The organism is Streptomyces sp. CNQ085 (assembly GCF_022614595.1).
In the GTDB taxonomy this organism is placed as follows: Bacteria; Actinomycetota; Actinomycetes; order Streptomycetales; family Streptomycetaceae; genus Streptomyces.
On record NZ_JAJFAU010000189.1, the window covers coordinates 1 to 8,029 of the forward strand.

Below are 8,029 nucleotides of genomic sequence, written 5' to 3' on the forward strand. Positions count from 1 at the left end.
GCGGCGGGGAGGCCGGGGGCTTCCTGCCGCCGCTGCCGCTGTACCTGCGGCGCCCGGACGCGCGGGTGCCGGCCAACTACAAGGTGGTCACGCCCCGGTGACCACGCCCGCCGAGCAGTCTCCCGAGCGGCCCGTCCTGCGCGAGATGCGCTGGTGGGACATCGAACCGGTGCTGGAACTGGAACGGGAGCTGTTCCCCCACGACGCCTGGTCGCCCGCCCTGTTCTGGTCCGAACTCGCCCGCGCACGCGGCCCGCACGCCACCCGCCGTTACCTCCTGGCCGAGGACGGCGCGGGCCGCGTCGTCGGCTACGGCGGACTCGCCGCCGCGGGCGGCACCGGGGACGTCCAGACGATCGCCGCCGCCCGCGACCACTGGGGCACCGGGCTCGGCGCCCGGCTGCTCACCGCGCTGCTCGCCGCCGCCACCGACTTCGATTGCCACGAGGTCCTGCTGGAGGTCCGGGTGGACAACGACCGCGCCCGGCGCCTGTACGAGCGCTTCGGCTTCGAGACCGTCGGCCTGCGCCGCGGCTACTACCAGCCCGGGAACGTGGACGCCCTCGTGATGCGCCGCCCGGCCGGTCCCGCGCCGGGCGGCGATCGGGACCTCGCGCCGGGCCCCGCCCCCGACACCGCAACGGAACACCAAGGAACGACGACCCATGGCTGACGAACCCCTGGTCCTCGGCATCGAGACCTCCTGCGACGAGACCGGCGTGGGCATCGTGCGCGGGCACACGCTGCTCGCCGACGCGGTGGCCTCCAGCGTGGACGAGCACGCCCGGTACGGCGGCGTGGTGCCCGAGGTCGCCAGCCGCGCCCATCTGGAGGCGATGATCCCCACCGTCCGGCGCGCCCTGAAGGACGCCGGCGTCGCCGCGAGCGACCTCGACGGCGTCGCCGTCACCGCCGGCCCCGGCCTGGCCGGCGCGCTGCTGGTGGGCGTCTCGGCGGCCAAGGCGTACGCGTACGCGCTGGGCAAGCCGCTGTACGGCGTCAACCACCTCGCCTCGCACATCTGCGTCGACCAGCTCGAACACGGTGCGCTGCCCGAGCCGACCATGGCGCTGCTGGTCTCCGGCGGCCACTCCTCGCTGCTGCTGTCCTGCGACATCACCTCCGACGTGCGCCCGCTGGGCGCCACCGTCGACGACGCGGCGGGCGAGGCGTTCGACAAGGTCGCCCGGGTACTGAACCTCGGCTTCCCCGGCGGGCCCGTGATCGACCGCTACGCCCGCGAGGGCGACCCGGACGCCATCGCCTTCCCGCGCGGGCTGACCGGCCCGCGCGACGCGCCCTACGACTTCTCCTTCTCCGGTCTGAAGACCGCCGTCGCCCGCTGGATCGAGGCGAAGCGGAGCGCGGGCGAGGAGGTGCCGGTCGCCGATGTCGCCGCCTCCTTCCAGGAGGCGGTCACCGACGTGCTGACCCGCAAGGCGGTGCGCGCCTGCCGGGAGGCGGGGGTGGAACACCTGATGATCGGCGGTGGCGTGGCGGCCAACTCGCGGCTGCGCGCGATGGCCCGGGCACGCTGCGAGGCGGCCGGCATCACCCTGCGGGTGCCGCGCCCGAAGCTGTGCACCGACAACGGCGCGATGGTCGCGGCCCTGGGCGCCGAGATGGTCGCCCGCGACCGGTCCCCCTCCGACTGGGACCTGTCGGCCGACTCCTCCCTGCCGGTCACCGAACCGCACGTCCCGGGCGCCTCGCGCGGTGGCGCGCACGGACACACCCACGGCCACGCGCACACCCACGACCACGTACACGAGACGAGCGCGGAGAACCTCTACTCATGACCGTCGCCCTGATGTGGGAGGCCCGCGCGGCGGACGGCCGCGGGGCCGAACTGCTGGAGTGGGCCCGCGCCCAGGCGCTCGACCCCGCGCCCCCGCGCCGCGAGACCTTCACCGCCCCGGCCGACCGCGTCCTGGTCATCACCTGGTGGGACGCGCCCTACGACGCCGACCTCCCCGAAATACCCTCACCACCGGAGGAATTGCTCCACCGCCCGGTCCACCGCTGGCGCTTCGGGAGCGCGGACGCCGACGGGCCCTGACCGGCCGCGCGGCCTCAGCCCTCCAGCAGCGGGGCGGTGTCCGGCGCCGGGTAGGGGCCGGGCGGGGGGAGGGAGGGAGCGGCCGAGATCCGCCTCGTCCCGTTTCGCTGATGTCAGGCTACGCCGCACCGGGCGCCCCGCGAACGATTGTCCGCCGGCTCGTGCGGCACTCGGACCGGAACGTGCGACCCTCACCCGTACGGATGTCCCGTCAGCGGACCGGGTGACCCAGGAGCATCGCCGGGGCGCCCGCGACGCGGGTGAGGAGGACCGTGGCCGAGCCCGGGCCGGACGGCTTCACCTTCCGGCGCAACTCCTCCGGTTCGACCGCCGAGCCGCGCTTCTTGACCGTCAGCGTCCCGACACCGCGCTCGCGCAGCAGCGCCTTGAGCCGCTTGACGTTGAAGGGGAGGGTGTCGGTGATCTCGTACGCGGTCGCGTACGGCGTCGGGCGGTGCTCGTCGGAGGTGACGTAGGCGATGGTCGGGTCGATCAGGCGACCGCCGACCCGCTCGGCCACCTCCGCGACCAGGTGTGCGCGGATCACCGCGCCGTCCGGCTCGTACAGATAGCGGCCGACGGGGCCGCAGGGGGGATCCGGCAGGCCGGCGGAGTCCAGGGCGCGGGGGCCGGGCAGCAGGGTGGCGCGCACCCGGGGTGCCCCGCGCGAGGCGGAGCCGAACCACAGCACGGCCTCCTTCACGTCCCCGCCGTCGGAGATCCACTCCGCCGCCGCGCCCTCCGGTACCGCCTCGTGCGGGATGCCGGGGGCCACCTTCAGCGCGGCGAGCGGGGCGCGCCGGGCGGCCTCCACCGCCCGGGAAAGCGGCGGCGAGTACGCCTCGGGATCGAAGATCCGGCCGCGCCCGCCGCGGCGGGCCGGATCGGCGAAGACGGCGTCGAAGCCGGACGCGTCCACCTCCGTCACGTCCGCGCAGCGCACCTCGATGCGGTCGGACAGTCCCAGCGCCCCGGCGTTGGCGCGGGCGACGGCGCAGGTCAGCGGGGAGCGGTCGACGGCCAGTACCTCGATCCCGGCGCGGGCCAGCGCGATGGCGTCACCGCCGTTGCCGCAGCACAGGTCGGCCAGCCGCCGCACCCCGAGGGCGGCGAAGCGGCCGGCGCGGTACGCGGCCACGCTCGCGCGGGTGGCCTGCTCCACGCCGTCGGGGGTGAAGTACATCCGCGCCGCGTCGTCGGCCCCGAACTTCGCCGCCGCCCGCTGCCGCAGCCGGGCCTGGGCGATGGCCGCCGAGACCAGCCCGGCCGGGTGGTCGCGGCGCAGCCGGGTGGCGACGGCCAGCTCCCGCCCTGGGTCGTAGGACCGCAGCTCTGCCAGCAGGGCCTGCCCCTCGCCGGTCAGCAGGCGCTGGAAGGCGGGGAGGGGGTCGCCGACGGCCGGGTTGGTGCTCACCTGACCGGCCCGTCACCGCGGCGCGCGGTACAACGCGGTCAGCTCGAAGCGCGGGGCGTCCGGCGGCAGCCGGTCCAGGTCGTCGGCGGTCCAGCCGCCGGGCGGCGGGTAGAACCAGTCGGGCAGGGGCTCTGCGGTCATCGGCGGTACTCCTTGACGGGGGCGGGCACCTGTGACGCGGTACGGGGTCAGCGTACCGGCGCACCGGCGCGCAACGCGCCGCGCGCTGGCACTCCAGTTGACTGAGTGCTAACGCCGTCATAGTCTCAGCTTTGGCACTCCCCCATGGAGAGTGCCAACTCAAGCGACGGGCAGATCCGGCACCCGCGACGACGGATCTACCAGGTCGCCACCCCAGACATCCAAACCCCGCCGAGATCTCCGAAGGGGGAGGTCGGATCGTGACGACCGCCACCAGCTCCAAGGTTGCCATCAAGCCGCTCGAGGACCGCATCGTGGTCCAGCCGCTCGACGCCGAGCAGACCACGGCTTCCGGCCTGGTCATCCCGGACACCGCGAAGGAGAAGCCCCAGGAGGGCACCGTCCTCGCCGTCGGTCCGGGCCGTTTCGAGGACGGCAACCGCCTGCCGCTCGACGTCAAGGTCGGCGACATCGTGCTGTACAGCAAGTACGGCGGCACCGAGGTGAAGTACAACAACGAGGAGTACCTCGTCCTCTCGGCGCGCGACGTTCTCGCGATCATCGAGAAGTAAGCACCGCGAAGACTGCCTGTGATCCGCGCCCTGGTACCCGCGTCCGAGACGTCCGGGGCCGGGGCGCGGTTCCTTTGACGAGGACTCCGAGAGGACCCAAGCAACCATGGCGAAGATCCTGAAGTTCGACGAGGACGCCCGTCGCGCCCTCGAGCGCGGTGTCAACAAGCTCGCCGACACCGTGAAGGTGACGATCGGCCCCAAGGGCCGCAACGTCGTCATCGACAAGAAGTTCGGCGCTCCGACCATCACCAACGACGGCGTCACCATCGCCCGCGAGGTCGAGGTCGAGGACCCGTACGAGAACCTGGGCGCCCAGCTCGTGAAGGAGGTGGCGACCAAGACCAACGACATCGCGGGTGACGGCACCACCACCGCCACCGTGCTGGCCCAGGCGCTGGTCCGCGAGGGCCTGCGCAACGTCGCCGCCGGAGCCTCCCCGGCCGCCCTGAAGAAGGGCATCGACGCCGCGGTCAAGGCCGTCTCCGACGACCTGCTGGCCACCGCGCGTCCGATCGACGAGAAGTCCGACATCGCCGCCGTGGCCGCGCTGTCCGCCCAGGACAAGCAGGTCGGCGAGCTGATCGCCGAGGCGATGGACAAGGTCGGCAAGGACGGCGTCATCACCGTCGAGGAGTCCAACACCTTCGGCCTGGAGCTGGACTTCACCGAGGGCATGGCCTTCGACAAGGGCTACCTGTCGCCCTACATGGTCACCGACCAGGAGCGCATGGAGGCCGTCCTCGACGACCCCTACATCCTGATCCACCAGGGCAAGATCTCCTCCATCCAGGACCTGCTGCCCCTGCTGGAGAAGATCATCCAGACCAACAGCTCCAAGCCGCTGCTGATCATTGCCGAGGACGTCGAGGGCGAGGCCCTCTCCACCCTGGTGGTCAACAAGATCCGCGGCACCTTCAACGCGGTGGCCGTCAAGGCCCCGGGCTTCGGCGACCGCCGCAAGGCGATGCTCGGCGACATGGCGACACTGACCGGCGCCACCGTCATCGCCGAGGAGGTCGGCCTCAAGCTCGACCAGGCCGGTCTGGACGTGCTGGGTACCGCCCGCCGCGTGACCGTCACCAAGGACGACACCACCATCGTCGACGGCGGCGGCAAGGCCGACGACGTGCAGGGCCGTGTCGCGCAGATCAAGGCCGAGATCGAGACCACCGACTCCGACTGGGATCGCGAGAAGCTCCAGGAGCGCCTCGCGAAGCTGGCCGGCGGCGTGTGCGTGATCCGCGTGGGCGCGGCCACCGAGGTCGAGCTCAAGGAGAAGAAGCACCGTCTGGAGGACGCCATCTCCGCGACCCGCGCCGCGGTCGAGGAGGGCATCGTCTCCGGTGGCGGCTCCGCGCTGGTCCACGCCTCCAAGGTGCTGGGCGACAGCCTGGGCAAGGAGGGCGACGAGGCCACCGGTGTCGCGGTCGTCCGCCGGTCCCTGGTCGAGCCGATGCGCTGGATCGCCGAGAACGCCGGCCTGGAGGGCTACGTCATCACCTCCAAGGTCGCCGAGCTGGAGAAGGGCCACGGCTTCAACGCCGCGACCGGCGAGTACGTCGACCTGGTCAAGGCCGGCGTCATCGACCCGGTCAAGGTCACCCGCTCCGCCCTGGAGAACGCCGCCTCCATCGCGTCGCTGCTGCTGACGACCGAGACCCTGGTCGTCGAGAAGCCGGCCGAGGAGGAGCCGGAGGCCGCCGGCCACGGTCACGCCCACTGAGGCACGGCTCCCGCGGCACCGCCCGCCGGTACGACGAGGCCCGGTTCCCCGGCTGACGGGGGGCCGGGCCCCGTCGCTTCCGCTCGCGGGACGGGAACGGGTACCGGGGCGGGGGCCGGGGCGGCCGTAAGAGTGGCGGTGCCTCCCTCACCTCGGACTGAAGCGCCCGGTGGTGGAGGAGGCGCGCGAGACCAGACCGCGCGGCGCGAGCCGGGCCAGGCCCAGCAGCGCCTTGTAGCGCGGGTCCGGGACGGACAGCGTCTTGCCCCTGGCCAGGTCCTCCAGCGCGGCGTTCACCACCCGGTCGGCGTTCAGCCACATCCAGCCCGGCACACTCTGTGCCGACATCCCCGCGCGCCGGTGGAACTCGGTACGCACGAAACCCGGGCACAGCGCCATCAGCCGCACCCCCGACGCTCCCAGGTCCCGGGCCGCGCCCTGGGTGAACTGCACGACCCACGCCTTGGACGCGCCGTAGGTGCCGCGCGGCACGAAGGCCGCCACCGAGGCCACGTTGACGATGCCGCCGCGGCCCCGCTCGCGCATGCTCTCCGCGGCGGCCGAGGTCAGCCGCAGCACGGCCTCGCAGTGCACCTTGAGCATGCGCAGTTCGTCCGCCATCGGCACCTCCAGATAGCGGCCCCTGTTGCCGAACCCGGCGTTGTTGACCAGCAGGTCCACCGGGTGCTTCCGGTCGCCGAGCCGTTCCCCGACGGCCGTGATGCCCTCGTCGGTGGCCAGGTCGGCGGTGATTATGGACGCCTCGACGCCGTGCCGGTCGTGCAGCTCGGTGGCGTGCCGGCGCAGCCGCTCGGTGTCCCGGGCGACCAGCACCACGTTGTGCCCGTCGCGTGCCAGCCGCCGGGCGAAGGCGGCGCCGATGCCGGCCGTGGCCCCTGTGATCAGTGCAGTCGTCATACGGGCACGCTATCCGGCCGGGGCCGGAGGACCGCGTGCCGGATACGTCGGGAGGCGTACCTCCCGGTGTGCTCCAGCGCCTCCTCCCAGCCGTTCAGGTGCTCCCGGGCGAAGGCGTGCACCGCCCGGTCCTCGCCGTGGAAGCGCGGGCCGCCGGACACCGAGCGGGGCGGAAGGACGTCTTCGAGGAGGCGAACGGGTACCGGGCCGCGGGCCAGGGACTGCTTATGGTGGAGGAGTGATCGAGACCCGCCATCTCCGTGTGCTGCGCGCGGTGGCCCGTACCGGTTCGCTCTCGGCCGCCGCCCGCGCGCTGGGCTGCACGCAGCCCGCCGTCAGCCAGCAGATGAAGGTCCTGGAACAGACGGCGGGCACTGCGCTGCTGGTGCGCGCCGGCCGTGAGACGCGCCTCACCGAGGCGGGCGAGGCGCTGGTGCGGCACGCGGCGGGGATCCTGGCCGGGCTGGCCGCCGCCGAGGAGGAGGTGGCCGCCATCGCCGGGCTGCGGGTGGGCCGGGTCCGGCTGGTGTCCTTCCCCAGCGCCAGCTCCGCGATCGTGCCCGCGGCCGTCGCCGCGATGCGCGCGGAGCATCCCGGGGCCCGGGTGTCACTGGTCGAGGCGCAGCCGCCGCACTCGGCGCGGGCGCTCCGCGAGGGGGAGTGCGACATCGCCCTCTCCTACCGCTATCCGGACGCCGCCGGGCCGGCGGGGAGCGATCCGGAGTGGAGGGATCTGGTGGTGCGTCCGCTGCTGACCGAGCGGCTGGTGGGGCTGGTTCCCCGGGAGCACCGCCTGGCGCGGGCAGCGGAGGCGGGGGAGGAGGTCGGGCTCGCGGAGCTGGCCGGGGAGCCCTGGATCGCGGGCTGCCCGCGCTGCCGGGGGCACCTGGTGCAGGTGTGCGAGAGCGCGGGCTTCACCCCGCGGATCGACTTCGCCACCGACGACTACCCGGCCGTGGTGGGACTGGTGGGTGCGGGGCTGGGCGTGGCCGTGCTGCCGGAGCTGGCGGTGGAGTCGGTGCGGCCCCGGGGGGTGCGGACCGTGGGCATCCGCCCGGAGGTGCGGCGCGAGGTGGCGGCCCTGACACTGCCGGACCTCGCCCGGGTGCCGGTGGTCGCCGCCATGCTGGACCGGCTCTCGGCCGCGGCCCGCCGCTGACGCGGGCCGCGTCCGGCGTTCGGCGCGCCCGGCACCCGGG

Annotated in this window: 9 protein-coding genes and 2 pseudogenes; 7 read left to right on the forward strand and 4 right to left on the reverse strand. The window is 73.8% G+C overall.

What is annotated here, in order from left to right; translation table 11 throughout:
- The 4 genes and pseudogenes from LJ221_RS22110 to LJ221_RS22125 form a co-directional block, all read left to right on the forward strand.
- Positions 1-101 (forward strand): annotated as a pseudogene (locus tag LJ221_RS22110) (tRNA (adenosine(37)-N6)-threonylcarbamoyltransferase complex dimerization subunit type 1 TsaB); the annotation flags it as partial.
- Between the two features lie 44 nt (positions 102-145).
- On the forward strand, positions 146-673 hold the full coding sequence (gene rimI / locus LJ221_RS22115; RefSeq protein ID WP_241718486.1) for a ribosomal protein S18-alanine N-acetyltransferase: 528 nt from the start codon (positions 146-148) through the stop codon (positions 671-673).
- Positions 666-1,799 (forward strand): tRNA (adenosine(37)-N6)-threonylcarbamoyltransferase complex transferase subunit TsaD, encoded by a 1,134-nt coding sequence (gene tsaD / locus LJ221_RS22120; RefSeq protein WP_241718479.1) that lies wholly within the window; start codon positions 666-668, stop codon positions 1,797-1,799. Before rimI ends, tsaD begins: the two co-directional genes overlap by 8 nt.
- Complete coding sequence (locus tag LJ221_RS22125; protein WP_241718480.1) at positions 1,796-2,059, forward strand: hypothetical protein; 264 nt, start codon at positions 1,796-1,798, stop codon at positions 2,057-2,059. The genes tsaD and LJ221_RS22125 overlap by 4 nt, the downstream gene beginning before the upstream one ends.
- 211 nt (positions 2,060-2,270) lie before the next feature.
- On the opposite strand, the gene LJ221_RS22130 is transcribed toward LJ221_RS22125, so the two are convergent.
- A complete protein-coding gene (locus LJ221_RS22130; protein WP_241718481.1) occupies positions 2,271-3,473 on the reverse strand; it encodes a class I SAM-dependent methyltransferase in 1,203 nt (400 codons plus the stop codon).
- Between the two features lie 39 nt (positions 3,474-3,512).
- Positions 3,513-3,614, reverse strand: a pseudogene (locus tag LJ221_RS23555) (Uma2 family endonuclease); the annotation flags it as partial.
- A 260-nt stretch (positions 3,615-3,874) separates the two neighbouring features.
- On the opposite strand from LJ221_RS23555, the gene groES reads away from it, so the two are divergent.
- Together groES and groL are read left to right on the forward strand one after the other, a co-directional pair.
- Positions 3,875-4,186 carry a co-chaperone GroES gene (gene groES, locus LJ221_RS22135; protein ID WP_093660681.1) on the forward strand — a complete coding sequence of 104 codons (312 nt, stop codon included), beginning with the start codon at positions 3,875-3,877 and terminating at the stop codon, positions 4,184-4,186.
- A gap of 106 nt (positions 4,187-4,292) precedes the next feature.
- Positions 4,293-5,912, forward strand: coding sequence for a chaperonin GroEL (groL, locus tag LJ221_RS22140; RefSeq protein ID WP_241718482.1), 1,620 nt, complete (start codon positions 4,293-4,295; stop codon positions 5,910-5,912).
- A 147-nt stretch (positions 5,913-6,059) separates the two neighbouring features.
- Here the strand turns inward: groL and LJ221_RS22145 are convergent, their stop codons facing one another.
- Together LJ221_RS22145 and LJ221_RS22150 are read right to left on the reverse strand one after the other, a co-directional pair.
- The gene (locus LJ221_RS22145; RefSeq protein WP_241718483.1) at positions 6,060-6,830 is read right to left on the reverse strand and encodes an SDR family oxidoreductase; all 771 of its coding nucleotides are present in this window, start codon (positions 6,828-6,830) and stop codon (positions 6,060-6,062) included.
- On the reverse strand, positions 6,827-6,991 hold the full coding sequence (locus tag LJ221_RS22150) for a hypothetical protein (protein WP_241718484.1): 165 nt from the start codon (positions 6,989-6,991) through the stop codon (positions 6,827-6,829). Before LJ221_RS22150 ends, LJ221_RS22145 begins: the two co-directional genes overlap by 4 nt.
- 77 nt (positions 6,992-7,068) lie before the next feature.
- Between LJ221_RS22150 and LJ221_RS22155 the strand changes: the two genes are divergently transcribed.
- A complete protein-coding gene (locus LJ221_RS22155; protein WP_241718485.1) occupies positions 7,069-7,989 on the forward strand; it encodes a LysR family transcriptional regulator in 921 nt (306 codons plus the stop codon).
- The last annotated feature ends 40 nt before the right edge of the window (positions 7,990-8,029 follow it).